This is a genomic window from Variovorax sp. FW305-3-2-15-B-LB1 (genome assembly GCF_058787635.1).
The window spans coordinates 38,350-64,965 of record NZ_JBYSZY010000013.1; the positions used below are offsets into that span (position 1 = coordinate 38,350).

Sequence of the window (26,616 nt, forward strand, 5' to 3'; positions counted from 1 at the left end):
CGGCCGGCTTTCGTGGCCTGATCGGGTGAGACAATTTTTGGCGCCCATCGAACCCACGCCACGCCCGCCGCATGCTGACACCACCCGATATCGCCCCCGACGCCGTTCAAGCGCGTCTCGCCGAAACCTACGACCTGCAGGTGAAACGCGCGGAATTCCTGCCGCTGGGCGCCGACGTCGACTCGGCCGCGTTCCGCATCGAGGCCTCGGACGGCCGCGCCTATTTCCTGAAGCTGCGCCGCGGCGGCTTCACGCCCGCCGTGGTCGACGTGCCGGCCGTGCTGCATCACACCTATGACATCGACGCCGTGATGGCCCCGCTGCTCACGCGCACGCGGCGGCTCAGCGTGCAGGACCAGGGCTTCGACTGGGCGCTCTACCCCTTCTTCGATGGCGTCGACGGCTTCACGCGCGCACCGACCGACCGGCAATGGACCGCGCTCGGCACCGCGCTGAACGCCATCCACCGCACCGAGCTGCCCGAATCTCTGCGCGCGGGCCTGCCGCGCGAAAGCTATTCGCACCACTGGCGCGAAGGCGTGCGTGGCTACCAGCGCCGCTTCATCAACGGCGTGGCGGGCGACGATCTGGTCAAGCGCTTTCTGGCCTTCTGGGACGCGCACGACGAAGAGATCGATTCGATCGTCTACCGCAGCGAACAGCTCGCCTCGATCCTGCTCGAGAAGTCGCTGCCGCAGGTGCTGTGCCATGCCGACCTGCACGCGGGCAACGTGCTGCTGGGCGACGACGACCGCCTGTGCATCGTCGACTGGGACACGCTGACCCTCGCGCCCAAGGAGCGCGACCTGATGTTCATCGGCGGCGGGGTCGGCGGCGTGTGGAACCAGCCGCGCGAAGAAGCGCTGTTCTTCCAGGGCTACGGCACGAGCGAGGCGGTCGACACGCTCGCCCTCGCCTACTACCGCCACGAACGCATCGTGCGCGACCTGCTCGAGTTCTGCGACCAGATGTTCGACCCGCAGGCCAGCCGCGAAGACCGCGAGGAAGGCCTGCGCCAGATGGCGAGCCAGTTCGATCCGGGCAACGTGGTCGCCGTCGCACACCGGGACTACGACGCCATCACCTGAAGCACCCGAAGGGCGCGGGTCAGATCAGCAGGTCCTGCGCGTCGTCCTCGAAGCCCGCCACGGGCTGCGCCTTGGCCAGCGCCAGCCACACCGAAAAAGGAATGCGCTCGAAGGCGCGGTGCACCGCGGCGCGTGCCACCACGAGACGCTCGCCCTCGAGCACCATCACGCCGCATTCGGCCGGGATCTCGTCGGGTGACGCGATGCAGCGGCCCTTGGCGTCGTTGCCCAGCACGTACCAGCACTCGCCGCCCAGGTCGAGGTAGGCCGCGCGCTTGTCGGGCTTGCGCAGGTCGCCCAGCAGGTCGGCGCGGCTGACCTTCACCTCGTGCACGATGGGATGCGCATAGGCCTCGACGCTGGTGTTGCGAATCGAAAAGACATCGGGCCGCGCCATGCACCAGCGCGGCTTGCCGCCCTCCTCCAGCGGTGGCAGCCGGGCGCGCAGGCCCAGGCCGCGCCAGGCAATGCGGCCGCCGCGCGTCATCTCGCGCGCCACGCGCTCCACCAGCGCCTCGTGCGGCGACAGCGCCGCGCGGTTGACCGTGAGCGTGGTGGCAATGCGCGCAATGCCCGCATCGGTCACGCGCAGCGTCTCGTGGCCCAGCGCGCCGCGCACGCGTTCGAGAAAACCGCCCGCGAGCAGCTCGACCTCGATGGTGTCGCAGCAGGGCCAGCCGGCCGAGCGGTAGATCTCGCGCAGGCGCCGTGCATGCGGCTTGCCGAAAGGCACGGCGGTCTGCAGGGGCGGCGGGTCGCTCACCGGCGGCGGAAAACCGGGGTCCGTCACCGGGGGCATGACGGGCGGCGGATCGCCCTCGGGCGGCAGCACGGGCGGCGGCGGTGGCGGCATGGGCACATCGGGCGCGGGCGGCGGCGGGCCGATCGGCGTGGCGACGACCTCATCGGCAAGGGCAAATCCGGCGGTTGCGGCGAGTGCGGACATGGGAAGAACAGGTTAGCGAAAAGTGAGGGGCGGCGCGAGGCATGGAACGATCGGTTGCATTCGCAATGCCTCAGTGGAAGTCGCGGCTGGTATTGCTCTGCGCCAGCCGGCCCAGCAGCGGCGTGAGGTCCTTGAAGCCCGTGGCGATCAGGTGCTGCACCTTGCCGCCGCTGTCGTCGTCGCGCTGCCAGGTGCCCTGCACCGCGAGCAGGTGCGACTTGAGCAGGGGCTCGCGCCAGGCCTCGATGACGTGGCTCCAGACGATCACGTTGACGTTGCCGGTCTCGTCTTCCAGCGTGACGAAGATGGTGCCGTTGGCGGTGCCGGGCCGCTGCCGGCCCTTGACGATGCCGCAGGCGCGCACGGTCTGGCCGCTGCGCGCGGCGCGCAACTCCACCGCGCTCAGGAGCCGCATGCGCGCCAGGCGCGGGCGCAGCAGCGCGAGCGGATGGCGGCGCAGCGTGAGGCCCAGCGCCGCGTAGTCGCCGACGATTTCCTCGCCCTCGGGCGCGGCCGGCAGGAGCAGCGCCTGTTCGTGGATCGGCACGCCCTTGAGCAGGGCCGACGAGCGGTGCTGCGCGGTGGCGTCCCACACCTGCTGGCGCCGATGGCCCGAGAGCGACATCAGCGCATCGGCCGCCGCGAGCGCGGCCATGTCCTTGCCTTCGAGTTCGGCGCGCAAAGCCAGATCTTCGGTGCTGGTGAAAGGCGCTTGCGCGCGCGCTGCGAGCAAACGCCTGGCGCCGGCTTCGCTGAGGCTCAGGACCCGATTCAGGCCCAGCCGCACCGCCGGCTGGTTCTCGTTGCCCAGGCGCTCGGCGTAGCGCGTGTCGGTGCCTGGCGGCATGCGCGGCGCATCGGGTGCGCGGGCCTCGAGCGTGGTGTCGATCTCGCTGCATGTGACGTCGACCGGCCGCACCTCGACCCCATGGCGGCGCGCGTCCTGCACCAGTTGCGAAGGGCTGTAGAAGCCCATCGGTTGCGAGTCGAGCAAGGCGGCGAGGAAGCAGGCGGGCTCGTAGTTCTTGAGCCAGCTGCTCACGGTGACCAGCAGCGCGAAGCTCGCGGCGTGGCTTTCGGGGAAGCCGTAGTCGCCGAAGCCGAGGATCTGCTTGAAGATGGCTTCGGCGAACTCTTTCGGGTACTTGTTGTCCACCATCCCATCCACGAGCTTCGCGTGAAACTTGTCGAGGCCGCCCTTGCGCTTCCACGCGGCCATGGCACGACGCAACTGATCGGCTTCGTCTGCGCTGAACTTCGCCGCGATCATGGCGATCTGCATCACCTGCTCCTGGAAGATCGGAATGCCCAGCGTGCGTTCCAGCGCCTCGCGCAACTCGTCTTTCTCGTAGTGGATCGGCAAGCCCTTGAGCACCCGCTCGCGCTGCTTCAGGTACGGATGCACCATGCCGCCCTGGATGGGCCCCGGCCGCACGATCGCGACCTCGATCACCAGGTCTTCATAGGTGCGCGGCTTCAGGCGCGGCAGCATCGACATCTGCGCCCGGCTCTCGATCTGGAACACGCCGATGGTGTCGGCGTCGCAGATCATGTCGAACACCTTCGGGTCGTCGTGGGGGACGTGGTGCATCTCCACCATCGAGCCCCGCCAGCGGTTCATGTGATCGAGCCCGCGGCGGATGGCGCTCAGCATGCCGAGCGCGAGCACGTCGACCTTGAGCATCCCCATGGCTTCGAGGTCGTCCTTTTCCCACTGGATGACGGAGCGGTCTTTCATCGACGCCTTCTCGATCGGCACCAGCCGCGTGAGCTTGGTGTGCGTGAGCACGAAGCCGCCGACGTGCTGGCTCAGGTGGCGCGGAAAGCCCTTGAGCCGCTGCGTCATCTCGATCCACTGCATCAGCTTGAGCCTGTCTTCCTTCACGCCGACGCGCGCGGCGGCCTTGTCGAGCTGCTCGCCGAGCACGGTGTCGTCGAACCAGTAGTGGTCCTTGGCGAATTCGTCGACCAGCCGCTCGTCGATGCCGATGGCCTTGCCGACGTCGCGCAAGGCGCTGCGCGAGCGGTAGCAGATGACGACGGCGGCGATGGCGGCGCGCTCGCGGCCGTACTTTGCGTAGATGTACTGGATGACTTCTTCGCGCCGCTGGTGCTCGAAGTCGACGTCGATGTCGGGCGGTTCCTTGCGATGGCGGCTCAGGAAGCGCTCGAACAGCAGGTGGCCTTTGTCGGGGTTGATCGCGGTGATGCCGAGGCAGTAGCAGACCGCCGAGTTGGCCGACGAGCCGCGGCCCTGGCAGAGGATGTCTTGAGAACGTGCGAAGCGCACGATGTCTTCCACCGTGAGGAAGAACATCTCGTATTCGAGCTCGGTGATCAGGTCGAGTTCTTTCTGGACCTGTGCACGCACCTTCTCCGGAATGCCGTCGGGATAGCGCACCCGCGCGCCCTCCCACGTCTTGCGCACCAGCGTCTGCGCCGCCGTCTCGCTGCTGCCCACGGTCTCCAGCGGGTACTTGTAGGTCTCGCGGATCACCTCGGGATCGAAGCGGCACCGCTGCGCCACCGCCAGCGTGTTCGCCAGCATCGCGGGCAGGTACAGCTCGGCCAGCCGCACCCGCTGGCGCAGGTGCCGCTCGGCGTTCGACTGCAGCGCGAAGCCGCACTCGGCCACCGTGCGGCCTTCGCGCACCGCCGTGAGCACGTCGTGCAACGGCTTGCGGCCGCGCGCATGCATGTGCACATCGCCGGCCGCGACCAGCGGCACGCCTGCCTGTTCGCCCGCCTGCATCAGCGTGACGAGCCAGAGGTCGTCGTCGAGTTCGTTGAACAGCTCCACGGCCAGCCAGAGGTTGTCGCCGTACAGCGCCCTGGCGGCGGCCAGGTCGTCCTGCACGGTGGCCGCATCCGGCATGCCGCCCGGCGGACGGTGCGGCACGAAAAGCACCTGGCAGCGCTGCAGCGAGGCGACGTCGCTCGTGTCCCAATCGACGCGGTACTCGCCCTTGGGCAGCTCGGTGTTGCGCGCGGCGGTGATGAACTCGCAGAGGTTGCCCCAGCCCTCGGTGTCGTTCGCGATCACCACGAGCTTGAAGCGCTCGAAGCGGAACTCGCTGCCGAACAGCAGCCGGAATTCGGGGTGGCGCGGGATCGGCGGCTCGTCCGGGTGCTCGCGCTCGTAGGTGTCCAGCTTGGCGGGCAGGTCGCGCAACGCGACATGCGCGCGCACGATGCCGGCCACCGAGCATTCGTCGGTGATGGCCAGCGCCGCATAGCCGAGGTGGTAGGCGCGCTCGACCACCTCTTCGGGCGTCGACGCGCCGCGCTGGAAGCTGAAGTTCGTGAGGCAGTGCAGCTCGGCATAGCCGGGCAGGCCCGGCGCCGGACGCAGCCGCTGCGGCAGCACATGCACCTTGGCGGGCTGGCGCTTGCGCTCTTCCTTGCCGCTCAGGTCAGGCATAGAAGCCTTGCAGGTACCAGCGCACCTCGCCCGACGAAAAGCGCGTGGCGGGCCGCTCGCGAAAGATCCACACCAGGCCGGCCTCGGGGCTTTCGGCCACGTAGTAGTCGCGCATCGCGGGCTGGCCGCCGTCTTCTTCTCCGCCCCACCAGCCGGCCTCCACGCGCTGCGGCCCGACCAGCTTGCGCAGCGGCCCGCAGTAGCACGGGCGCTCGCCGTCCATCTCGAGCCGCAAGGGCTCGGGCAGCAGCCAGGGCGGGTAGATCGCATCGGGCTGCGAGGCGGCGTCCTTGCGGGCCTTGTCGGGTGCAGGCGTTTTCTCTTTCTGCAGCGCGGGCCGCCACCGCTGCTGGCGCTCGGGCCGGTGGTCGGCCTGCGCGATCGGCACCACCACCTGGTCGGCGCCGAGCCGCACGCTGAGCCGTTCGACCATCTCGTGCAGCTTGTCGCCCTTGCGGTTGTCTTCCGGCAGGAAGCTGGTGCTGGCGCCGGCCAGCGGATCGGTTTCAAGCGTGCGCAGCTTCAGCCAGCTCGCGGGCGCGGCCAGCGTGGTGAGCGCGAGTTTTTCGGACAGCAGGCGGCGCAGGTGCGCCATGTCCTGCGTGGGCTCTGCCGTGCGCACGGTGAGCTGCTGGTGCGGCGGCAGGGTCACGCCGTTGAGGCGCCGCAGGTCGAGCGTCCACTGCAGCTCGAGCGCACGCGCGCCGCGCTGGCGCGCGCGCAGCCAGATCTGCAGCGCCGAGAGCAGGCGGTTGGCCGACCACATGAGTTCGGGCCCGGTCTCGGCCAGCGCGGGCAGTTCGAGCTTCTGCTCGAACACGTCAGGCAGCGTGAGCCAGGCGTGGGTTTCGGGGCGCAGGCCCCAGGCGATGTCGAGCGCCTCGCGCAGCCCGGCGCCGAAACGCCGCGCCAGCCCGCCGCGCGGCAATGCCGCCACCTCGCCCCAGGTGCGGCAGCCCAGGCGCGCGAGCAGGTCGAGGTGGCCCTGCGCGGCCGTCAGCGTGTCCAGCGGCAGGCCGGCCGGCACCTCGGCGGGCCGGTGTTCGTTGCGCGCGAACAGGCGCAGCCGCGCCAGCGCGATCAGGCTGGTGGCGCCCTGCGCGCCGCGCATGCGCGCGTCGGGCGCGGGGTTGAGGGCCAGCAGCTGGCGCATCAGCGGCGCGCGACCGCCCCACAGGCGTTCGCAGGCCGAGACCTCGAGCATCAGCGCCTCGTCCTGCCAGGCGGCGTGCGGCGTGAACTGCAGCGCCCACCAGCCCAGGGCCTCGGGCGGGGGCATGTCGGGGGCGTCGGCTTCTTCGGACTCAGACGACCACTGCAAGGCGATCCAGTGCATCCGGGCCTCCTTTCCATGCGTCGATGCGCACCACCGTGGCCGACGGCGCGGCGGCCGGTGCCACGGGCGGCTGCAGGCGCAGCTGGCGCCGCACGCGGGCGGCGGCCAGCAGCGCGCTCATGCGGGCGTTGCGCGCCGGCACCCGCACCGGCGCGGCCAGCGGCGGCCCCCGGCGCTTGAGCAGGTGCAGCGCGATCTGCGCCGGATCGTCCGGGCAGCGCTCGGCGCGCAGGCGCAGGCGCGCGGGCGAGGCCGACAGCGCCACCGACTCGGGCCGGAACACGAACAGCAGCACCTCGTGCTGCGCGGCCGCCAGCTGCAGCCGCCGCAGCTCGCCCACGCGGGCCTGCGGCAGCCAGGCGACGACGGCGGCGATCTCGGCGCAGCGCAGCGCCTGCTCGCAGGCCCACAGCCGCGCGGCCGGGGCGTCGCTGCGCACGCACATCAGCGCCTCCACCGGCAGCCCCTGCGCCGCCAGCGCGGTGCCGCAAGGCTCGTAGGGCGCGCCGACCAGCACCACCGGCCCGCCGCGCGCTTCCACGGCCTGCGCCAGCGCGGGCAGCAGCAGGCGCCAGACATGGGCCTCGGGCGTGGCCTGCAGCAGCTCCGTCATCGCGCCCACGGGCCAGCCGCCGCCGGGCAGCTCGGCGTCGAGCGCGGCATGCCCGGTGGCCACGACCTGCGCGTCGGCCAGGCCGAGTTCGTCGGCGTGCCAGACGCCGCGGCCCGCGGCGGTGGAAAAGGAGTCGAGGAAAGGGAGGCCCATGATTGCAGTTGTTAACTGTATTTTTATACAGTATTTCCCAGGTCGCAACCAGCGATCGATTTACCTGCGAAGGCCCGCGCCTTAAGATCGGTTTATTAACAATTAGTGACCATGAGACACAAAAAGATTCACCTGCGGTTTCTGGCCCTCGCCGCGCTCGTCTTCGCAGGGGTGCCCGCCTCGGCCCAGCCCGCCAAGCCGCTCCTGATCGGCCAGACCTACGTGCAGACCGGCCCGCTCGCGTCGCTGTCGACCGAGCCGCTGGTGGGCATCCGTGCCATGTTCACCGCGCTGAACGCGAGCGGCGGCGTCAACGGCCGGCCGGTCGAGCTGCGCCAGCTCGACGACGCCTACGACCCCGCCAAGGGCGCCGAGAACGTCAAGACCTTCGCGCGCGACGGCGCGGTGGGCGTGCTGATGCCCATCGGCACCTCGTCGGCGGTCGGCGCGCTGAAGGCGGCCAACGAGCTGAAGATTCCCGTCGTCGGCCCGTACACGGGCGCGGGCCCGGTGGTGAAGTTCAGCGAGTTCGGTTTTCCGGTGCGCATCAGCTTCGACGAGGAATACAGCCGCATCGTGAACCACCTGTTCACCATCGGCCTGTCGCGCATCGCCTTCGCGCACAACGACAACCCCGGCGCGCGCTCGGCGATGGAGAGCACGCAGAAGTTCATTGCCGAACGCGGCGACAAGATGGTCGGCAGCGTGGCCATCAAGAACGACGGTTCCGACGCGGCCGAGCGCGCCGCCGAGCTGGCCAAGCTCAAGCCCAAGGCCGTGGTGCTGTCGGCCACCAACGACGTGGCGGCGAAGTTCATCGCGGCCTACCGCGCGACCGGCGGCGAGACGGCGTTCTATTCGTTCTCTTTCCTGAACGGACAGAAGCTGTTCCAGGACATCAAGAAGGACGCGGCCGGCGTGGTCATCTCGCAGGTCGTGCCCTACCCGTGGAACAGCGCGATGCCGGTGATTGCCGAGTACCAGGCGGCGATGAAGAAGATCGGCATGACCGAGTTCAGCTACGCCAGCCTGGAGGGCTACGTCACGGCCAAGGTCATGGTCGAAGGCCTGAAGCGCGCGGGCGCCAACCCCACGCCCGAGTCGCTGCAGAAGGGCCTGGAGTCGTTCAAGACGCTGGACCTCGGCGGCATCGCCGTGTCGTACCGGCCCGGCGAGCACCGCGGGCTGACCTTCTCGGAACTGTCGATGCTCAAGGCCGACGGGCGCTACCTGCGCTGAGGCTGAACCGCTTCAGCCCAGGAAGCGCAGCAGCTGCGCGTTGACCTCGTCGGCGCGCTCGTACTGCACCCAGTGCCCCGCGCCGTCGATCACCACGCCTTCGCGGCCCGGGCCTTCGCTGGCCAGTTGCGCCACCAGCGGACGCGAATCGGCGGTGACGTCGAACTCGCCCCACAGCAGCAGCGTCGGCACGCCCAGCGCGTCGATCGCGGCCTGCAGCCCGCCCGAGAGCGACACCTCCTTGCTGCGAAAGCGCGTGCCGTGGCACGAGAGGTCGTGGATCTCGAAGGCCAGCGGGTCGATGGCGGCCGGGTCGTGCAGCATCAGCGCGCCCAGGTTGTGCATGAGCGCGGCGCGCTCGGTCTCGCGGTCGGGGGCGGCGCGCCAGTTGATCATCTCGACTGTCATGCGGCGCAAGGTGCCATGGCCGCCGCTGCCCATCAGCGCCAGCCGGCGGATGGCGCCGCGCCGCACCGCGAAGCGCGCGGCGGTGAGCCCGCCGAACGAGAAACCGCCCAGGTCGATGGGCGTGCCGGCGCCGATGAGCGCATCGAGCGTGCCGCCGAGCGCGGCCAGAAGCGGCACCAGCGCGTCGTCGCCGGGCGCCACGCGCGGCAGCGCGTCGGAATCGTGAAAGCCGGGCATGTCGGGCAGGAGCAGCGTGCGCTGCGCCGACAGCGCCTCGGCGTTGCGCAGCCAGTGCATCCAGCTGCCGTGGCCGCCGTGCAGCAGCACGATGGGCGGCTTCGTCGTGTCGGTGCCGAAGCGGCGCCAGCGCACGCGCACGCCGTCGTGCACCAGGTCGTGCGAGGTGGACAGGGCTTCGATGCGGGCGATCTGGCGCCGGGCTTCGGCGGATTCGTCGGGGGTGGGAAGAGCGGGCGTGGGCATGGCTTCATTCTGCCGCGCGGCCCGCACTCTCAGTCCGTGCCGAACCGGTAGCTCGACACCACGAGCCCGCCCATGAAGGCGTCCTCGTGGTAGACGCGCTCGCCGACGTCACCCTCGGCCGCGCCCACCGCGACCATCAGCGGAATCAGGTGCTCCTCGCGCGGGTGCGCCATGCGCGCCGACGGGGCCGAGGCCCAGTCCTGCAGGCGCTGCACGCGCGCCTGCGGCGTGGCCTGCACAGCCGTCTCGTCGAGCCAGTCGCCGAAGGCCTTGGACACGCCGTGCGCCTGCGGGCCGAAGTTGCGCAGGTTGTGATAGCTCAGGCCGCTGCCGACGATGAGCACGTTCTCGTCGCGCAGCGGCGCGATGGCGCGGCCCAATGCCAGGTGCTCGGCCGGGTCGAGCCCGCGCCGCAGCGACAGCTGCACCACCGGCACGTCGGCGTTCGGGTACATCGCGGCCATCGGCGAGAACATGCCGTGGTCGTAGCCGCGCTCGGGGTCGATCTGCGCCGGCAGGCCGGCGGCGGCGATCAGCGATTGCACGCGCTGCGCGAGTTCGGGCGAGCCGGGCGAGGCGTAGCGCACCTCGTAGGTGTGGGCCGGAAAGCCGCCGTAGTCGTAGATCATGGGCGGGCGCGGGTTGCCCTGCACCGTGAACACGGGCGACTCCCAATGCGCCGAGACCATGAGGATGGCGGCCGGCATGCGGCCGATCTGGCGCGGCATGTCGGCCAGCGAGGCGGCGAGCTGGTCGTAGGTGGCGCCCATCTCCTTCTTCATCCAGGGCCAGGGGCCGCCGCCGTGCGAGATGAAGTACGTGGGCAGGCGGGAAAGCGTGGTGTCGTGGGTCAAGTCGATGCTCCTTGAAGGCGTTGGATCGACTGTAGACATTTCCTTTCAGGAAATCGACAGGCTACGATGCATCGAATCCTTTCTTCACAGGAAATCATCGATGGACCGCATGACCAGCCTGCGCGTGTTCCGCGAGGTCGTCGAGGCCGGCAGTTTCGTGGCCGCGGCCGAGCGCCTGGGCCTGTCGGCGCCGATGGCCAGCAAGCACGTGGCGCAGCTCGAGAAATCGCTGGGCGCGCGGCTGCTGCACCGCTCGAGCCGCCACCTGAGCCTGACCGAGGCCGGCACCGCCTGGTACGAGCAGAGCCGCCGCGCGCTCGACCTGCTCGACGCGGCCGAAGCCGCCATCGGCCAGACCAGCGACGCGCCGCGCGGCCAGCTCAAGGTGAGCGCGCCCGTGTGGTGCGCCACGCCGCGCTTTGCGCGCGTGCTGGCCGACTACCGCGCGGCATACCCCGAAGTGCTGGTCGACATGCACCTGGAGAACCGCAAGGTCGATCTCGCGGCCGACGGCTACGACCTGGCCTTGCGCGCCACGCAGGAGCCCTCGCCCGCGCTCATCGCGCGGCCGCTGTGCCGCGTGCCCTTTCATCTTGCGGGCACGCCGGCCTACCTGAAGCGCCACGGCGCCCTGCCCGCGGTGCCGGCCGACCTCGCGAAGCTGGGCGCGATCGTGCCCAGCTACGTGAACCTGGACAACCTCGCGCTCAAGGGGCCGGGCGGGCGCATGTTCCCGCTGCGGCTCACGCCCGCGATGCGCTCGGACGACACCACGCTCACGCTGCACGCGGTGCGCGCCGACATGGGCATTGCCTACCTGCCCGTCTGGCTCATCGACGACGACCTGGCGCAGGGCCGGCTGGTACGGCTGCTGCCCGCGTTCGAGGCCACGCCGGTCACGCTGTTCGCCGTGTACACCAGCCGGCAGTACATGTCGCCCAAGCTGCGAACTTTCATCGACTTCCTGAGCGCGCGGCTGGGGGGCATGGAAACAAAGGCAGCAGGCGCCGACGCCCCCCAGGCACAGCCGCGCGCGCCGAGGCTGAAGGGAAGCTGAAGACAGCAAAACCGAACGCACCTTTTCGGGGCAAGGTCATGCATGCAGGGCTACATTCGAAGGCTCTGCTGGAGACCGATTCCTTGTTCCGCTTTTTCGAAAAACTCCTTCCCCCGTACCCCGCCGCCGAACCGACGCTGCCGCCCCAGGGCTTCTTTGCCTTCCTGTGGGCCTGCACGCACGGCGTGCGCGGCAAGATCGCCGCGATGGCGGTGCTCACGGCGGTGATGTCGACCTTCGAGGCCGCGCTGTTCGCGATCCTCGGGCGCATCGTCGACTGGCTCGGCGGCCAGGTGCCCTCGCAGCTGTGGGCCGAGCGTGGCGACACGCTGCTGTGGCTGGCCGCGTTCCTGGTGATCAGCATCGGCGTGGTGGCGCTGCAGACCATCGTGAAGCACCAGACGCTGGCGGTGAACCTGCCGATGCGCCTGCGCTGGAACTTCCACCGCCTGATGCTGGGCCAGAGCATGGCCTTCTACCAGGACGAGTTCGCGGGCCGCATCACGGCCAAGGTGATGCAGACCGCGCTGGCCGTGCGCGAGACCGTGTTCGTGCTGGCCGACGTGCTCGTGGCCATGGGCGTGTACGTGGCCACCATGATCATCCTGGTGGGCGTGCTCGACGCGCAGCTGGTCTGGCCCTTCGTCATCTGGCTGGCGCTGTACATCGCCTCGCTGGTGTACTTCGTGCCGCGCCTGGGCAAGGTCGGCAAGGCGCAGGCCGACGCGCGCGCACTCATGACCGGGCGCGTGACCGACGCTTACACCAACATCGCGACCGTCAAGCTGTTCTCGCACACGCAGCGCGAGGCCGGCTTTGCGCGCGACGCGATGCGCGAGTTCATGAAGACGGGCTACGGCCAGATGCGGCTGGTGAGCGCCTTCGAGATCGTCAACCACACGCTGAGCATGGGCCTCACGGCCGGCATGGCCGGCATGGCGCTGTGGCTGTGGTCGCACGGCACGGTGGGCGTGGGCGCGGTGGCCGCCGCCACGGCGATGGCGCTGCGGCTGCAGGGCATGTCGCACTGGATCATGTGGGAGATGACCAGCCTGTTCGAGAACATCGGCACGGTGCAGGACGGCATGAAGACGCTGTCGCGCCCGCGCACGGTGCTCGACGCGCCCCATGCCACGGTGCTCGACGTGCCGCACGGCGAGGTGCGCTTCGAGCAGGCGAGCTTCCGCTATGGCGATGCGGGCCGCCGCGTCATCGACGACCTGAACCTGGTCGTGAAGCCCGGCGAGAAGATCGGCCTGGTCGGCCGTTCGGGCGCCGGCAAGTCGACGCTGGTGAACCTGCTGCTGCGCTTCCATGACCTGGAGAGCGGCCGCATCCTCATCGACGGGCAGGACATCTCGAAGGTCACGCAGGATTCGCTGCGCATGCACATCGGCATGGTCACGCAGGACACCTCGCTCATGCACCGCTCGGTGGCCGACAACATCGCCTACGGCCGGCCCGACGCCACGCTGGCGCAGATCGAAGCCGCCGCCAGGCGTGCCGAGGCGCACGACTTCATCCAGACGCTGGGCGATGCGGGCGGACGGCGCGGCTACGAGGCGCACGTGGGCGAGCGCGGCGTGAAGCTCTCGGGCGGCCAGCGCCAGCGCGTGGCGATTGCGCGCGTGATGCTGAAAGATGCGCCGATCCTGCTGCTCGACGAAGCCACGAGCGCACTCGACTCCGAGGTCGAAGCCGCGATCCAGCAGAGCCTGTACACGCTGATGGAAGGCAAGACCGTGATCGCCATCGCGCACCGGCTGTCGACCATCGCCGCGATGGACCGGCTCATCGTGCTCGATGAAGGCCGGGTCGTCGAAGAAGGCGACCACCGCACGCTGATGGCCCAGGGCGGCCTGTATGCGCGGCTGTGGGCGCACCAGAGCGGCGGCTTCCTGGGCGACGGTCTGGAAGAAGACGAAGCCCTGCGCGCCTGATAAGGCTCCTTCGTGAAACACCGCGGAACCGGCTTGCCGGGCCGCAGGTGTTGCCCCCGGAAGGGGGTTGGCGCAGCGACACGAAGTGCGCGAAGCCTGGGGGAGAGCCTAGCTCGGTGACGTGCCGGCCTCGTACAGCGCGACGTATTCACCCGACGGCGGGATCGGCTTGATGATGTCGATCAGCACGCCGTTCGGGTCGCGCGTGATGAAGTGGCGCTGGCCGAAGGCCTCGTCGCGCAGCGACAGCAGGATCGGCAGGCCCGCCGCCTTCAGGCGCTCGTGCACCGCGTCGGGATCTTCCACCTCGAAGTTCAGCAGCAGCCCGCCCGCCACCTGCCCGCGCGCTTCGGCGGGAATGGTCGTGTGGCTGCCGTCGAGCACGGCGAGGTTCACCGAGGCATCGTCCGCCAGCTGCAGGTGCACGTACCAGTCGGTCGTGAACAGCGACACGAACCCGAAATGCGCCTGGTAGAAGGCCGCGGTGCCGGCCACGTCGTTGGTCATGATCACTGGGTAATAGCTCGTCACTTTCATGGGGTGGCTCCTTCGTGGATAAAACATACAAACTGCATGTAAGTTAAATATTAATCCACAAACAGACTGCATGTAAATTAGGGTCATGGCCAAAACCCCGGCACGCACCAACCGCGAACGCACCGAAACCACCCGCCTCGCCCTGACCGAGGCGGCCCGCACGCTCTTCGTCAACAAGGGCTACGGCGACACCTCCACGCCCGAGATCGCCATGGCCGCCGGCATCACGCGCGGCGCGCTGTACCACCACTTCAACGACAAGCGCGACCTGTTCCGCCAGGTGTTGCTGCTCGAGGCGCAGGCGGTCGCGGCCGACATCGATGCCGCCACGCCCGACGAACTCGGCCCGCGCGAAGCCCTGCTCGTGGGCAGCGAGGCTTACCTGAAAGCGATGACGGTGCCGGGTCGCACCCGGCTGCTGCTGATCGACGGGCCCGCCGTGCTGGGCCTGGCGGAAATGATGTCGATGGACGACGCCACCTCGGCGAACTCGCTGCGCCAGGGGCTGGCGCGCGCCGGCATGGGCCGCGGCGAGGTGTCGCTCGACGCCCTCGCCCGCCTGCTGTCGGCCGCCTTCGACCGCGCGGCGCTGGAAATCGATGCCGGCGCCGATGCCGCCAAGGTGCGGGCGGCCATGCTGTGGCTGCTGGAGCAGGCGCTCCCGCCCAAGAGTAACTAGACCGCGCCTCGCCCGCCCATGCGCACGGGCCACTTGGCCACCGTGCCGCGCTGCATCGATTCGAGCGTGGTCTGCGTGAACACGTTGATGCTCACGTGCCGCGCCAGGTAGTGCTCCAGCACCAGCCCCAGCAGGTACGGGCTCGTGCCCGAGAAGCCTTCTTCATCGACGCTCAGCGTGCACTGCACGCCGCGCCCGTAGATCAGCGGCCCCGCGCCCGGCAGGCGCCGCGTCACGGGTTCGATGCGCGAGCCGACGAGGCAGTCGATCTGCCGGCGCAGCACGTCGTTGTCGGCCGTGACGAACAGCCGCAGCATGTCGCGCAGCGCCTGCGCGCCTTCGCGGTGCGGCATGTCGGCCAGCGGCAGGTGGTTGAAGCCCAGTTGGCGAATCAGCCGCCACGCGATCTCGCGCTGCGCGAACGGCGACTTGGGCGTGCTCGGCGCACGGATGAGGCCCACGGCCGACACCGGGATCGAATCGGCCACCGCGAGGTCGGCCTGCCCGTTGCGCGGCACGAGGCACGGCAGGTCGCGGTTGGTGAGCATCGCCTTCACCGACAGGTAGCGCAGGCTCTCGGGGTACGGCGCCTCCTGCTGGTCGACCAGCGACAGGAACACCTCGGTGCCGATGTAGGGCGTGCGCGTGCCGTACTTGCGCGCCGTTTCCGACACCAGCCGCGGCTCGCGCCGCACCGAGAAGTAGCGGCCGTGGTTGCCTTCGTCTTCATTGAGCGTCTGGTAGAGCGGACGAAAGTCGATCTCGGCCGTGGTGCGCGCCTGCTGGCCGGCGATGCGCTGCACCGAATACACCTCGAAGTCCATCGGCCGCGAGCGGTCGGGCACGAGATGGAACTCGGTCTGCGCGCTGTCGAGTTCGATGCGGTCGGTGCGCCGCTCGAACAGGTTGACCACCGGCGTGCTGAACAGCGCGAATTGCGCCGCATCGACCAGCGCACCCAGCGCGCCGGGCGGCTTGCTCAGCAACACGACGATCTCGACCTCCTTGCCGGGAATGCGCGCCAGCCCCGGCGCGAGCTGCGTGAGCGTGAAGAAATAGAAGCGCTCGGGGCACGCGAAGTACTCGTGCAGCAGGTTGTGGCCGTGGAAGGTGTTCCACGCCAGCGGCAGCAGGCCTTCGCCCGGCGCCAGCCCTTCGTGCACCAGCGCGCCTTCGGTCACGACGTGCGGGCGGTCCATCAGCTGGCCGGGCTCGCCGATGAAGGTCGCGACCGCCGAGGTGTGCAGCAGCTCGAACAGGTGCGACGCCACCTGCTCGTTGCCGCGCAGGTAGATCGGCAACCGGTCGAGCCCCGACAGTGCCGAGAAACCCATCTCGCCCACGATGCGCAGCCGCAGCCGCAGGCGCAGCGCGCCCGTCACCTGCACGTGCGGCGGCACGTAGCGCTCCAGCGCCGGGATGTCGGGCGGTGCGCCGGTGAGCCGCGCCTCGGCGATCTCGAAGGGCCACAGCGTCACGTCCTGGCTGGAGCGGAACTCGCAGGGCGTCTGCTCGCCCGCGGGCACGCGCGCATGAAAAGCCGTGCCGCGCGGCACCACGAAGCCGCGCGTGAAGTCGCCCTCCTTCACGCTGGGACGCAGCTGCGCCACGGCCATCGACGGCGTGGGGCTCAGGTAGTTGGGGTACAGCACCTCGAGCAGGCGCTGCGTGAAGCGCGGAAATTCGGCGTCAAGCTTGATCTGCATGCGCGCCGACATGAAGCTGAACGACTCGATGAGCCGCTCCACGTACGGGTCGGCCACCTCGATGCCGTGCATGCCCAGGCGGCGGGCGATCTTGGGGTGCGAAGCGGCGAACTCGCTCGCCGCCTCGCGCATGTAGACGAGTTCCCGGTTGTAGTACTCGAGGAGTTGCGGGTCCATGACGGTGAGCCTTCCCTGGCGTGGTTGAAATAAAGGAGAAATGAAGGACAGACAGGCTTCAATCCGCTGCGCCGACGATGCGCATGCGGTTGGTCTCGAGGTCGACCGCGCTTTGCACCGTGAAGGCCAGCGGGTACGGCTTCAGGTGAATGAGCGCACGGATCTCGAACAGCAGCACGTTGTAGGCCTCGGCTGCGCCGTCTTCCTTCATGAGCGGCACGACCTGCACGCTGTCGGGAATCAGGCGCGGCTCATAGTCGCGGATGGCGCGGCGGATGATGCGTTCGATGTCCGCCCACTTGCGCTCCGACAGGTAGCTGCCGGCCAGCGGCGGCACGCCGTAGTTGACGGTGGAAGACGCCGCATCGGCATGGCGCGTGCGGTCGATCAGGTCTTCGGCGTTGGTGGTGTTGAACAGCAGGGCCAGGTCGCGCTGGATGATCTCGCGCATCCGGGCCGGCGTGGCCGTGTACTCGGACGGCAGCTCGGTGCTGCGGCCGGGCGCCTCGTCGCGCAGGCGGTCGAACAGCGTGGGCAGCAACTGCGCGTTGACGCGCGGCGCGGCGGGTGCATCGGGCCCGCGGGGCGCGCGGGCGCCGGGGTGCGCGGGGTGGGAACCTGTGAACGGGGATTGCTCGGTGAGCCGCATGACCTGGCCTTTTCTGGAAGGGGCAGAGTCTTGCGTGGATGCCCGCCGCTCATTGCAAACAATGGTCACACAGCGGGCCGGGCGTGCACGCCCACGCCCACGTCCACGCCGATCTCGGGCATTTGTCGCCGTGTGCGCGCTTCGCGAGTCCTACAGCACGCACCGTCCCTCGCCGACACCCGCGCGCCGGCGGGCGCCCGATGCTGGGTCATCGCCAACCACAAGGAGCCTTCGCGTGAATTCCATCATCTACATCGTCGGCCTGGTCGTGGTCGTCGTCGCCGTGCTGTCGTTCTTCGGCCTGCGCTGAAACCGCAAGCGCAGCGCCACGGGGCCGTTCGCGGCCCCGTTTCTCTTGGGCAGGCCTTCTGCATGCGCCGGGCATAATTTGCGCGCCCCGCCGCCGCTTTGCTGCGCCGGGGCGTCATTGGCGAAGAAGAAGGGACCCTGTTGATCACCACCACCGCGCTGCGCGCACCTGCTTTTCCGGATGCGGTGATCACCGAGGCGGTCCGATGGACCGAACAGAACGGCCCGCTCGACGACGCGTCGGCCCTTCGCACCGCGGCCTCGCGCGCAGCCGACGGCCCCACCCGCATCGTTGAACGCGCTCGCCAGCTCGGCGAGCGCATGGGCCTGCAGGCCGAACTCACGCGCGGCCGGCACTGGGCGCCGTGGGTGCTGCTGGCGCTGGTGGCGCTGGTCGTGATCGCGGGCCTGGGCCTCGCGGGCCAGGTGGTCGGCGGCAACGACCGCCACATCAACGTGATCGTCGCGCTCGTCAGCTTGCTGGGCCTGCATGCGCTCACGCTGCTCTTGTGGCTGGCCGGCCTGTGGCTGCCGTCGGGCACCTTCGGCACGGCTTCACTGGGCTGGCTGTGGCTGTCGCTCACGGCGCGCGTGGCGGGCGGCCAGCGCGGCCAGGCGCCGCAGCTGGTGCGCGCGGCCACCGGGCTGCTCACGCGTGCGCGCCTGCTGCCCTGGGCCTTCGGGCTCGTGAGCCACGGCATCTGGGCGCTGTCGTTCACCGTGGTGCTGGCCGCGATGCTGTTCGCCCTCGCCTTTCACAGCTACACGCTGAGCTGGGAAACCACCATCCTCGAACCCGCCTTCTTTGTGCGCGTGGTGCAGGCGCTGGGCTGGCTGCCGGCGCAGTTCGGCTTTCCGGTGCCCGATGCGGCCACCGTGCAATCGGCCACCCCAGTCGCAGCGGCCCAGCGCACCTGGGCGCTGTGGCTCACCGGCTGCATCGCGGTGTACGGCCTGCTGCCGCGCCTGGCGCTGGTGCTGCTGAGCGCCGCGGTCTGCCGCCAGCGCCGCCCGGCCCTGCAGCCCGACTGGCAGGCGCCCTACTACCGCAAGCTGCTGGCCCGCTTCGCCGCGCTGGCGCCGCCCGCCATCGTCGATGCCGACCCCGGCCGCGCGCACCCCGCTGCGCCCACGGGCCTGCCGGCCTCCGAGCAGCACGACGGCCTGTTCGTCGTCGGCTTCGAACTGCCGCCCGACCTGCCCTGGCCGCCCGCCGGCCTGCCGGCATCGGCAGTCCGCATCGACGGCAGCGCGCCGGCACGCCGCGCACTGCTCGACCAGCTTGCGCAGGTCCACCCGCGCACCGTGCTGCTGGTCTGCCATGCGGCCTCGAGCCCCGACCGCGGCACCGAGCGTTTCCTGCGCGAGGTGCTGACGCATTGCGGCGAATGCCGCCTCTGGCTGGCAGACGCGCCCAACGCCGCCGCCGCGCAGCGCTGGCGCGACTGGCTGCGCGACGCCGGGCTGGCCCACGTGGTCGCGAGCGACCGGCTCGATGCCGTCTTCACGGAAGGCACCGCCACCGCATGACCTCCCCGACTCCGATCCGCATTGCCGTCGTCGGCCACACCAACGCGGGCAAGACCTCGCTGCTGCGCACGCTCACGCGGCGCGTGAACTTCGGCGAGGTGTCGCAGCGCCCGGGCACCACGCGCCACGTCGAATCGGTCGATCTCGAGGTGAACGGCCAGCCGGCCGTGCGCTTCCTCGACACGCCGGGCCTGGAAGACGCGGTCGCACTGCGCGAGCACCTGGCCGGCCTCGACGCCGCCCAGCAGGCCACGCCTCCCGAGCGCATCCGCCGCTTTCTGCAGGGCCCCGAGGCGCAGGGCGTGTTCGAGCAGGAGGCCAAGGTGCTGCGCGCGATGCTCGACATCGACGCCGCCTTTCTCGTGATCGACGTGCGCGAGCCGGTGCTGCCCAAGTTCCGCGACGAGATCGAGCTCCTGAACTCCTGCGCGCGCCCGGTGCTGCCGGTGCTCAACTTCGTGCGCGATGCCGCCAGCCGCGAGCCAGACTGGAAAGAACTGCTCTCGGCCTACGGCCTGCATGTGCAGGTGCGCTTCGATGCAGCGGCGCCTTTCGTGGGCGCCGAGCACGACCTCTACAACGACCTGGCCACGCTGCTGCGCGACCGCCGCGACGCGCTGCGCGGCGTGGTCGATGCGCTCGGCGCCGAGGCCGACGCGCGCCGCCAGTCGGCCTGCACGCGCATCGCGGACCTGCTGGTCGATGCCGCGGCCATCCGCCGCACCGTGCCCGCCGCCGAGTTCGCCGACGCCACGCGCCGCCAGGCGCTGGTCGCCGGCGTGCAGAAGGACGTGTTCGACAAGGCCCAGCGCTGCACCGACGACCTGCTCGCGCTCTACGGCTTTCGCCAGGGCGACGCCGACGAAGCGCCGCTGCCGATCATCGAAGGCCGCTGGACGCTCGACTTCTTCAACCCCGAGGCGATGAAGGACGCGGGCCTGCGCCTGGGCAAGGGCGCGGTCATCGGCGCCGCCGTGGGCGTGGTGGCCGACCTCGCGGTGGCCGGGCTGTCGCTGGGCGCGGGCGCGGCATTGGGCGGCGCCATCGGCGGCGCGGTGTCGCAGGGCTGGGGCCCGCTCGGGCGCAAGCTGGCCAACAAGCTGCGCGACATGCACGAGCTCACGGTGGAAGACAGCGTGCTGTTCACGCTCGCGGCGTGGCAGCTGCAGCTTTCGCAGGCGCTGGAGCGGCGCGGCCATGCGGCCGTCGAGCGCATCCGGGCCGAGGCCCCGTCGGCGGACGAGGACGACACGCTCATGCGCGCCGCCGCCGGTGCCGTGCGCGCCGTGCAGCCGGCGCGCAGCCATCCCGAGTGGGAATCGACCGGCGCCCTCACGCGCAGCTTCTGGCGCCCCGCGCCGCAGCGCGAGGCGCTGGCCGGCACGCTGTCGAGCGAACTGCGGCGCGCCTTCGACGCCTGACACCGGGCCTCAGCCCGCCACTTGTTCGGGCGTGACCTTGGCCAGTGACTTGTCGACGAACGCCCCCAGCCGCGTCTGCACTTCCCCGCCGGTCTGCACCACCGCCGCCATCAGCGACTCGGCGAACATGCCGTCGGTGGCCGACATGTCGGCGATGCGGCTGATCGACGTCACCATCGCGTAGTTCGACAGCGCCGCGTTCTTCGCCACGCGCTTGGCCAGCACCATCGCGGCACGCAGGCTCTCGCCGGGCGCGGCGATCTCGTGCGCCAGGCCCAGCGTCTTGCCGGCGCGGGCGTCGAGCACGCGGCCGGTGAGCATCATCTCGACCATGCGGCCCGGCGTGATGATGCGCGCCACGCGCACCGTCGCGCCGCCCCCCGTGAAGATGCCCTTCTGCCCCTCGGGCAGCGCGAAGTAGGTCGACGGGTCGGCCACGCGCACGTGCGTGGCCGCCGCCAGCTCCAGCCCGCCGCCGACCACCGCACCGTGCAGCGCCGCGACCACCGGGATGCCGCCGTACTGGATCTTGTCGAAGGTGCTGTGCCAGCGCTGGCACACGCGCATGAAGTCGACCGCGGTGCGCTCCTTGTCGTGGTGCTCCTTGAGGTCGAGCCCGGCACAGAAATGCGGCCCCGCGCCGGTCAGCACCACGGCCTTGGCCTCGCGCGGCAGCGCACTGAATACGGCGTCCAGCGCGGCCAGCGTGGCCTCGTCGATGGCGTTGCGCTTGGCGGGACGGTTCAGGGTCACGACGGCGACCTCTTCGTCCATGTGCAGGGTGACGTTCCGTTCGATCACGGCAGGGCTCCTTGGGTTGTTGCGGGTTCCGCCACCGGAATGGGGCGCTTCAGGGCTACGATAGCCCTGGGCGCCGCGCCATTGCTTGCAGATCGCGCCCATTCATTTGCAGATTCCGCCAACCGTCTTTTGAACCCGTCATGCCGCCAGAGCGCGCCACCGTCGCCGTCAGCTTCCTGCAGCACCTGCTGAGCGGTGCGCGCCGCCAGCTGAGCCCGCGCGACATCGACATGCTGGCCGCGCAGGCCGGCCTCTCGCCGCAGCTGCTGCGCCAGGACGGCGCGCGCGTCACGCGCGAGCAGTTCGTTCGCATGTACGAGTGCGTGTCGCTCTTCATGGGCGACGAGATGCTGGGCCTGTGGTCGCGACCGATCCGTGCGGGCGCGCTCAAGTACCTCGGGCTCAGCCTGCTCGATGCGCCCTCGCTCATGGTCGCCATGTACCGCTTCACGCGCTTCTGGAACCTGCTGCTGGACGACCACCGCCTGCGCATGACGCGCGCCCACGGCGTGGCCACGATCGCCATCGCGCCGCACCCCGAAGCCGCCGCGCGGCCCACCACGCCCTTCGGCCATGCGCTGATGGTCAAGCTGATCCACGGCGTGGCCTCGTGGCTCATGGGGCGGCAGCTGCCGGTGCTGGGCGTCGGCTTTGCGTTCCCGCGCCCGGCGCGCTTCGACGAGTACGCCAACCTGTTCCCCGGCCCGTTGCAGTTCGAGCAGGACACATCTTCGGTGCGCTTTGCGGAACCCGTGCTGCGCCAGACCTTCCAGCGCACGCGCGCCGAGCTGCTCGACTTCGTGCGCCGCGCGCCCGACGACTGGATCTTCGTCACCTTCGACCACGACACCACCAGCGCCACCGTGCGCGAGTTCGTCGCCGCGCACCTCGCCTCGGACGCTACGCTGGGCGCGGCGGCGCGCGCGGTGCACATGTCGGAGCGCGCGCTGTCGCGCCAGCTCGCGGCCGAAGGCACGAGCTTTCGTGCACTGAAGGAAGAGGTGCGGCGCGACCTCGCGATCCAGCGCCTCGTGAAGACGCGCGAACCGATCGACCGCATCGCCGCCTCGGTCGGCTTCGACAACACGCCGGCCTTCCACCGTGCCTTTCGCACGTGGACCGGCAGCACGCCGCGCGGCTACCGGCAGCGGGCCGGTTAGTTCGCCGCTCCTGCCAGCGCCTGCAACTTGGCGAAATCGCCCGGCCGCGCGCCCATCTGCTCGGGCGTGGAGCGCTTCGTCACGCGCTCCAGCAGCGGCAGGCGGTTGACCGGCTGCACCGTCATGCCCTTGCCGCGCAGGAACTGCTCGTCTTCGAGCTCGCTGGCGATCACGCCGACGTTGGTCCACTTGGCCGTGTCGGCCAGCGTCTTCTCCACCATCGCCTGCTGCGCCGGCGTGAGCCGGGCCCAAGCCGCCTTGCCGATGACGATGCCCAGCGTGTCGTAGATGTGGCCCGTGAGCTGCACGTACTTCTGCACCTCGTACAGCTGCTTGGCGCGCACCGTGCCCAACGGATGCTCCTGCGCCTCGACCTCGTTCTTCTTGAGCGCGCCGTACAGGCTGTTGAACGGCAGCGACACGGGCTTGGCGTCGAGCGCGGTGGCGAAGAGCTGGTAGGCCGCGGCGTCGGGCACGTACAGGCGCAGGTCGCGAAAGTCTTCGGGGCGCTGCAGCGGCTTGCCCGAGGTCACCTGCCGCGCGCCGTAGTAGACCGACGCGACCATGCGGTTGCCGCTGCGTTCGTTGTAGCCCTTCATCAGGTCCGCGAGCAGCGGGCTCGCGAGGTACTTGCGCACGTGGTCCAGGTCCTTGAAGGCGAAGGGGTAGCTGCCCAGGCCCAGCGGCGGGTAGCCCTCGGCCAGCGTGGCCTGCCCGACGTAGGCGATCTGCATGGCGTCGTTGGCGAGCATCAGCGCGTAGTCGCGCTCCTGCCCCAGCTTCGAGGCGGGCACCACCTCGATCTTGATCTTGCCCTCGGACTGCTCGGCGATCTTGCGCGCCGCCAGTTCGGCCTGCTGGTGAAAGATGCTCGCGGGCTCGTAGATGTGGCCCCACTTGAACTGCTGCACTTGCGCACAAGCGACAGCGGCGCTCCCCATGGCGACGCACAGGACAGCAGCCCGGCGCCACGACATCAAACGTTTTTTCATCGGCAGTCCCTCGCGGTGAGAAGGCCCGCCGGCGCGGGTGCGCCAAAGCACGCGGCGGGTGTCGGGAACGCATCCCGGCCGCTGAATGTAAACATTTGCAACCAGAATCCAGACAGGGTTTGCCCGGTCACGGGGCAGTCATGGCCCTTCCCTAGCATCCGCGTGCGCCCGACGCGCCCACTTCCCCACCGCACCTCAGCACCTCATGTACCCCGGCGAACGACTCAACGGCTACAGCCACCTGTTCGGCCTGCTGCTCGCACTGCCGGCGGCCGCGCTGCTGCTCGCCAAGACGCTGCCCACGGGCGACCCGGCGCGCATCGCGGGCGGGCTGGTGTTCTCGCTCTCGGCCGTGGCGCTGTACGCGGCCTCCACGCTCTTTCACAGCACGCGCGGCCGCAGCAAGCGCCTGTGGGAGCGCGCCGACCACTGCGCGATCTTTTTGCTCATCGCCGGCACCTACACGCCCTTCGCGCTCGTCACGCTGCAAGGCCCCTGGGGCTGGCTGCTGCTCGCGGCGATCTGGAGCGCGGCGTGCTTCGGCATCTGGCGCGAGCTGAAACCCGCCGAGACCGGCACGGCGAAGAAGCCTTCGCTGCCGCTGTACATCGGCATGGGCTGGCTCGGCGTGCTGGCCGCCGCGCCGCTGGCGGCCAAGCTGCACGCCACCGGCCTGGCCTGGCTGGTCGCGGGCGGCGTGCTCTACACGGTGGGCACGGTGTTCTATCGCAACCGGCGGGGGCTGCGCCACGCGCACGGCGCCTGGCACCTGTTCGTGCTGGCCGGCACCACGAGCCACTACGTGGCCGTGGGATGGTTCGTGCTCTGAAGCCTGGTTCCTACAACGGCTGCAGCTTCGCGGTCTTCATCATCCGCTCGGTCAGTTCCATCTCGCTCGCGAAGCCCTGCACATAGGCCTCGGTCGTCGACGGGCTCACCTCGCTGCCCAGCTCGGTCAGCGCAGCGATCACCGACGGCTGCTTCAGCGCCTGCCCGAACACCTCGTAGATGCGCGCCGCAATGGCATCAGGCGTGCCCGCCGGCACCGAGACGCCGCCCCACGACGTGAGCTCGACGCCGCGCAGCCCCAGTTCGGCCAGCGTCGGCACCTGCGGCAGGGCCGCGTTGCGCTTGGCGCCGGCCACGCCCAGGGCGCGCAGCTTGCCGCCCTGCACGTGCGGCAGCGCCACCGAGAAGATCGGCATGCCGAAGTTCACCTGGTTGCCCAGCATCGCATTGACGATTTCCGACGCGCCCTTGTACGGCACGTGCGTGGCCTGCACGCCCGCGGCCTGCAGGAACAGCTCCACGCCCAGGTGCGAGGGCGTGCCGACGCCGCCCGAGGCGTAGTCGAGCTTGCCGGGGTTGGCGCGCGCACGCGCCACCAGCTCCTGCAGGGTCTGGATGCCCGAGCCCGCATTCACCACCAGCAGCACGTCGGAAGTGGTCAGCCGCATGATGTGGCGGAAGTCCTTGAGCGCGTCGTAGCCCGGGTTCTGCTGCATGCGCATGTTGGCGGCCATGGGCGCGCTCGAGTAGATCCAGGTGTAGCCGTCGGGCGCGGCGCGCGCGACCTGGCGCGCGCCGATGTTGCCGGCCGCGCCGCCCCGGTTCTCGATGACGACCGGCTGCCCCAGCAAGGGGCCGAGCGCTTCCGCGAGGATGCGCGCGCCGTTGTCCGGGCCGGTGCCGGCCAGGTACGGCACGACCCACTTGACCGGGCGGGTCGGCCGCCAGGCGGAGGCGTTCGCGCCAGCTGCGCGAGCAACGCCCGGCAGCAGCGCCGAGGCCGCGATCGCACCGCACAGCGCGCGGCGATTGGCATTGATGAGAGTCATGGCTTGTGGTGTCTCCTGATTGTCTGGTCCGGCCTCAGGCCGCATCGCCGATCAGCTCGCGCGCGATGATGTTCTTCTGGATCTCGCTCGTGCCCGTGAGCACGCGGTACATGCGCAGCATGCGGAACAGGAACTCCACGCGCCGCCCCTGCACGATGCCTTCGCCGCCGTGGATCTGCACCGCCGCGTCGGCCACGCGGAACGCGGCCTCCGAGCAGAACAGCTTGGCCATCGAGGCCTCGGCGCGCGGGTCGCCACCGGCGTCGATCTGCCGCGCGGTCGACAGCATCAGCGCGCGCGCCGCGCACAGCTGCGTCGCCATGTCGGCCAGCGAATGCTGGATCGCCTGGAACTGCGCGATGGCGCGGCCGAACTGGCGGCGCGTGCGCGCGTAGTCGCGTGCGTCCTTCAACGCCACGGTCGCCAGCCCCACCATGCCCGGGCAGTGCAGCAGCCGGTTGACCGTGATGCGCCCCAGCGCCAGCGCCAGCCCCTTGCCGGGCTCGCCGATGAGGTTCGCGGCCGGCACGCGGCAATCGGTGAGCACGATGTCGCCCGTGGTCGACTGGCCCGCCATGGTCTTGTAGCCAGCCTGCACTGCGACGCCCGGCTGCGTCAGGTCGACGAAGAACGCCGTCACCTCGCGGCGCGCCGGATCGTCCGAGGTGGACGCCATGAGCACCGCGAGATCGGCAAACGGCGAGCCCGAGATGAAGCGCTTGCGCCCGTTGAGCACATACACGTCGCCCTCGCGCCGCGCCTGCGTCTGCACCGCGCCGGCATCGGAGCCGGCCTCGGCTTCGGTGAGCGCGAAGCAGATCGCCTTCTCGGCCTGCGCCACGGGACGGATGAACTTCGCCATCTGCTCCGGCGTCGCGAACTTGGCCAGTGCGCCGACGCGCGGTGGCCCGCTGAGTTCGCCGAACACATGCGGCGCGAGCGGCGAGCCGCTGGCGTAGATCGATTCCTTCACCAGCACATGGTCGACTAGCGACAGGCCCAGGCCGCCCATCGCCGGCGGCAGCGTCATGCCGTAGAAGCCCATCGCGTGCGAGCGGCGCCAGACGTGGCGCAGCGTCTCCCTGTCGGGGCCGTGCTCGTGGTCGATGCCCTTCTCGCGCACCAGGTCGGCCAGTTCGCCGTTCAGGAAATCGCCGATGCGGGCGATCAACTCGGCCGCGCGCGGCGAGCCCTCGAAGGGGCCGTCGAACAGCGGCGCGCGGATGGCCGAAGCCTCGGTGGGTGCGGCGGAAGGGGTCAGCGTGGTGTCCATGTCGTT

The 26,616-nt window shown here is 70.2% G+C and carries 22 protein-coding genes; 9 read left to right on the forward strand and 13 right to left on the reverse strand.

The window, feature by feature from the left end:
- Window positions 1–71: 71 nt before the first annotated feature.
- Window positions 72–1,088, forward strand: coding sequence for a phosphotransferase enzyme family protein (locus AC3WQR_RS10765; protein WP_492742010.1), 1,017 nt, complete (start codon window positions 72–74; stop codon window positions 1,086–1,088).
- A gap of 19 nt (window positions 1,089–1,107) precedes the next feature.
- Here AC3WQR_RS10765 and AC3WQR_RS10770 read toward each other — a convergent pair whose 3' ends face one another.
- From AC3WQR_RS10770 to imuA, 4 genes are all read right to left on the reverse strand, one after another.
- Window positions 1,108–2,034 (reverse strand): hypothetical protein, encoded by a 927-nt coding sequence (locus AC3WQR_RS10770; protein ID WP_492742011.1) that lies wholly within the window; start codon window positions 2,032–2,034, stop codon window positions 1,108–1,110.
- Window positions 2,035–2,104: 70 nt separating this feature from the next.
- Window positions 2,105–5,455 carry an error-prone DNA polymerase gene (locus tag AC3WQR_RS10775; RefSeq protein WP_492742012.1) on the reverse strand — a complete coding sequence of 1,117 codons (3,351 nt, stop codon included), beginning with the start codon at window positions 5,453–5,455 and terminating at the stop codon, window positions 2,105–2,107.
- Entirely contained in the window at window positions 5,448–6,791 is a 1,344-nt protein-coding gene (locus tag AC3WQR_RS10780; protein ID WP_492742013.1) for a Y-family DNA polymerase, read from the reverse strand. Before AC3WQR_RS10780 ends, AC3WQR_RS10775 begins: the two co-directional genes overlap by 8 nt.
- Window positions 6,760–7,557: a translesion DNA synthesis-associated protein ImuA gene (imuA, locus tag AC3WQR_RS10785; protein ID WP_492742014.1), complete on the reverse strand. Its 798-nt coding sequence runs from the start codon at window positions 7,555–7,557 to the stop codon at window positions 6,760–6,762. The genes AC3WQR_RS10780 and imuA overlap by 32 nt, the downstream gene beginning before the upstream one ends.
- Window positions 7,558–7,668: 111 nt before the next feature.
- Here imuA and AC3WQR_RS10790 point away from each other — a divergent pair, with 111 nt between their 5' ends.
- Window positions 7,669–8,796, forward strand: a complete 1,128-nt coding sequence (locus AC3WQR_RS10790; RefSeq protein ID WP_492742015.1) for an ABC transporter substrate-binding protein — start codon at window positions 7,669–7,671, stop codon at window positions 8,794–8,796.
- Between the two features lie 12 nt (window positions 8,797–8,808).
- Here the strand turns inward: AC3WQR_RS10790 and AC3WQR_RS10795 are convergent, their stop codons facing one another.
- Together AC3WQR_RS10795 and AC3WQR_RS10800 are read right to left on the reverse strand one after the other, a co-directional pair.
- On the reverse strand, window positions 8,809–9,687 hold the full coding sequence (locus tag AC3WQR_RS10795) for an alpha/beta fold hydrolase (protein ID WP_492742016.1): 879 nt from the start codon (window positions 9,685–9,687) through the stop codon (window positions 8,809–8,811).
- A gap of 29 nt (window positions 9,688–9,716) precedes the next feature.
- Window positions 9,717–10,541, reverse strand: a complete 825-nt coding sequence (locus tag AC3WQR_RS10800; protein ID WP_492742017.1) for a DODA-type extradiol aromatic ring-opening family dioxygenase — start codon at window positions 10,539–10,541, stop codon at window positions 9,717–9,719.
- A 100-nt stretch (window positions 10,542–10,641) separates the two neighbouring features.
- On the opposite strand from AC3WQR_RS10800, the gene AC3WQR_RS10805 reads away from it, so the two are divergent.
- Together AC3WQR_RS10805 and AC3WQR_RS10810 are read left to right on the forward strand one after the other, a co-directional pair.
- Window positions 10,642–11,598, forward strand: a complete 957-nt coding sequence (locus AC3WQR_RS10805) for a LysR family transcriptional regulator (protein ID WP_369647441.1) — start codon at window positions 10,642–10,644, stop codon at window positions 11,596–11,598.
- An 83-nt stretch (window positions 11,599–11,681) separates the two neighbouring features.
- Window positions 11,682–13,538, forward strand: a complete 1,857-nt coding sequence (locus tag AC3WQR_RS10810) for an ABC transporter ATP-binding protein (protein ID WP_492742018.1) — start codon at window positions 11,682–11,684, stop codon at window positions 13,536–13,538.
- Between the two features lie 108 nt (window positions 13,539–13,646).
- Here AC3WQR_RS10810 and AC3WQR_RS10815 read toward each other — a convergent pair whose 3' ends face one another.
- Window positions 13,647–14,075 carry a VOC family protein gene (locus AC3WQR_RS10815; protein WP_492742019.1) on the reverse strand — a complete coding sequence of 143 codons (429 nt, stop codon included), beginning with the start codon at window positions 14,073–14,075 and terminating at the stop codon, window positions 13,647–13,649.
- An 85-nt stretch (window positions 14,076–14,160) separates the two neighbouring features.
- On the opposite strand from AC3WQR_RS10815, the gene AC3WQR_RS10820 reads away from it, so the two are divergent.
- Window positions 14,161–14,754 (forward strand): TetR/AcrR family transcriptional regulator, encoded by a 594-nt coding sequence (locus AC3WQR_RS10820; protein WP_492742020.1) that lies wholly within the window; start codon window positions 14,161–14,163, stop codon window positions 14,752–14,754.
- Here the strand turns inward: AC3WQR_RS10820 and tssF are convergent.
- Window positions 14,751–16,637 carry a type VI secretion system baseplate subunit TssF gene (gene tssF, locus AC3WQR_RS10825; RefSeq protein ID WP_492742021.1) on the reverse strand — a complete coding sequence of 629 codons (1,887 nt, stop codon included), beginning with the start codon at window positions 16,635–16,637 and terminating at the stop codon, window positions 14,751–14,753. The genes AC3WQR_RS10820 and tssF overlap by 4 nt on opposite strands.
- A 58-nt stretch (window positions 16,638–16,695) precedes the next feature.
- Window positions 16,696–17,286 (reverse strand): type VI secretion system baseplate subunit TssE, encoded by a 591-nt coding sequence (gene tssE, locus AC3WQR_RS10830; protein WP_492742022.1) that lies wholly within the window; start codon window positions 17,284–17,286, stop codon window positions 16,696–16,698.
- A 450-nt stretch (window positions 17,287–17,736) separates the two neighbouring features.
- Between tssE and AC3WQR_RS10835 the strand changes: the two genes are divergently transcribed.
- Entirely contained in the window at window positions 17,737–19,125 is a 1,389-nt protein-coding gene (locus tag AC3WQR_RS10835; RefSeq protein ID WP_492742023.1) for a DUF2868 domain-containing protein, read from the forward strand.
- Complete coding sequence (locus AC3WQR_RS10840) at window positions 19,122–20,546, forward strand: GTPase/DUF3482 domain-containing protein (protein ID WP_492742024.1); 1,425 nt, start codon at window positions 19,122–19,124, stop codon at window positions 20,544–20,546. Before AC3WQR_RS10835 ends, AC3WQR_RS10840 begins: the two co-directional genes overlap by 4 nt.
- 9 nt (window positions 20,547–20,555) lie before the next feature.
- Here the strand turns inward: AC3WQR_RS10840 and AC3WQR_RS10845 are convergent, their stop codons facing one another.
- Complete coding sequence (locus tag AC3WQR_RS10845; protein ID WP_255221122.1) at window positions 20,556–21,347, reverse strand: crotonase/enoyl-CoA hydratase family protein; 792 nt, start codon at window positions 21,345–21,347, stop codon at window positions 20,556–20,558.
- Window positions 21,348–21,487: 140 nt separating this feature from the next.
- On the opposite strand from AC3WQR_RS10845, the gene AC3WQR_RS10850 reads away from it, so the two are divergent.
- Window positions 21,488–22,507 carry an AraC family transcriptional regulator gene (locus tag AC3WQR_RS10850; RefSeq protein ID WP_369632415.1) on the forward strand — a complete coding sequence of 340 codons (1,020 nt, stop codon included), beginning with the start codon at window positions 21,488–21,490 and terminating at the stop codon, window positions 22,505–22,507.
- Here AC3WQR_RS10850 and AC3WQR_RS10855 read toward each other — a convergent pair.
- Complete coding sequence (locus tag AC3WQR_RS10855; protein WP_095947501.1) at window positions 22,504–23,499, reverse strand: sialic acid TRAP transporter substrate-binding protein SiaP; 996 nt, start codon at window positions 23,497–23,499, stop codon at window positions 22,504–22,506. The genes AC3WQR_RS10850 and AC3WQR_RS10855 overlap by 4 nt on opposite strands.
- A gap of 205 nt (window positions 23,500–23,704) precedes the next feature.
- On the opposite strand from AC3WQR_RS10855, the gene trhA reads away from it, so the two are divergent.
- A complete protein-coding gene (gene trhA / locus AC3WQR_RS10860; protein WP_354347693.1) occupies window positions 23,705–24,328 on the forward strand; it encodes a PAQR family membrane homeostasis protein TrhA in 624 nt (207 codons plus the stop codon).
- Between the two features lie 10 nt (window positions 24,329–24,338).
- Here trhA and AC3WQR_RS10865 read toward each other — a convergent pair whose 3' ends face one another.
- Together AC3WQR_RS10865 and AC3WQR_RS10870 are read right to left on the reverse strand one after the other, a co-directional pair.
- Window positions 24,339–25,337: a tripartite tricarboxylate transporter substrate binding protein gene (locus AC3WQR_RS10865; RefSeq protein WP_492742025.1), complete on the reverse strand. Its 999-nt coding sequence runs from the start codon at window positions 25,335–25,337 to the stop codon at window positions 24,339–24,341.
- A 34-nt stretch (window positions 25,338–25,371) separates the two neighbouring features.
- A complete protein-coding gene (locus AC3WQR_RS10870; protein WP_070059307.1) occupies window positions 25,372–26,610 on the reverse strand; it encodes an acyl-CoA dehydrogenase family protein in 1,239 nt (412 codons plus the stop codon).
- Between the last annotated feature and the right edge of the window lie 6 nt (window positions 26,611–26,616).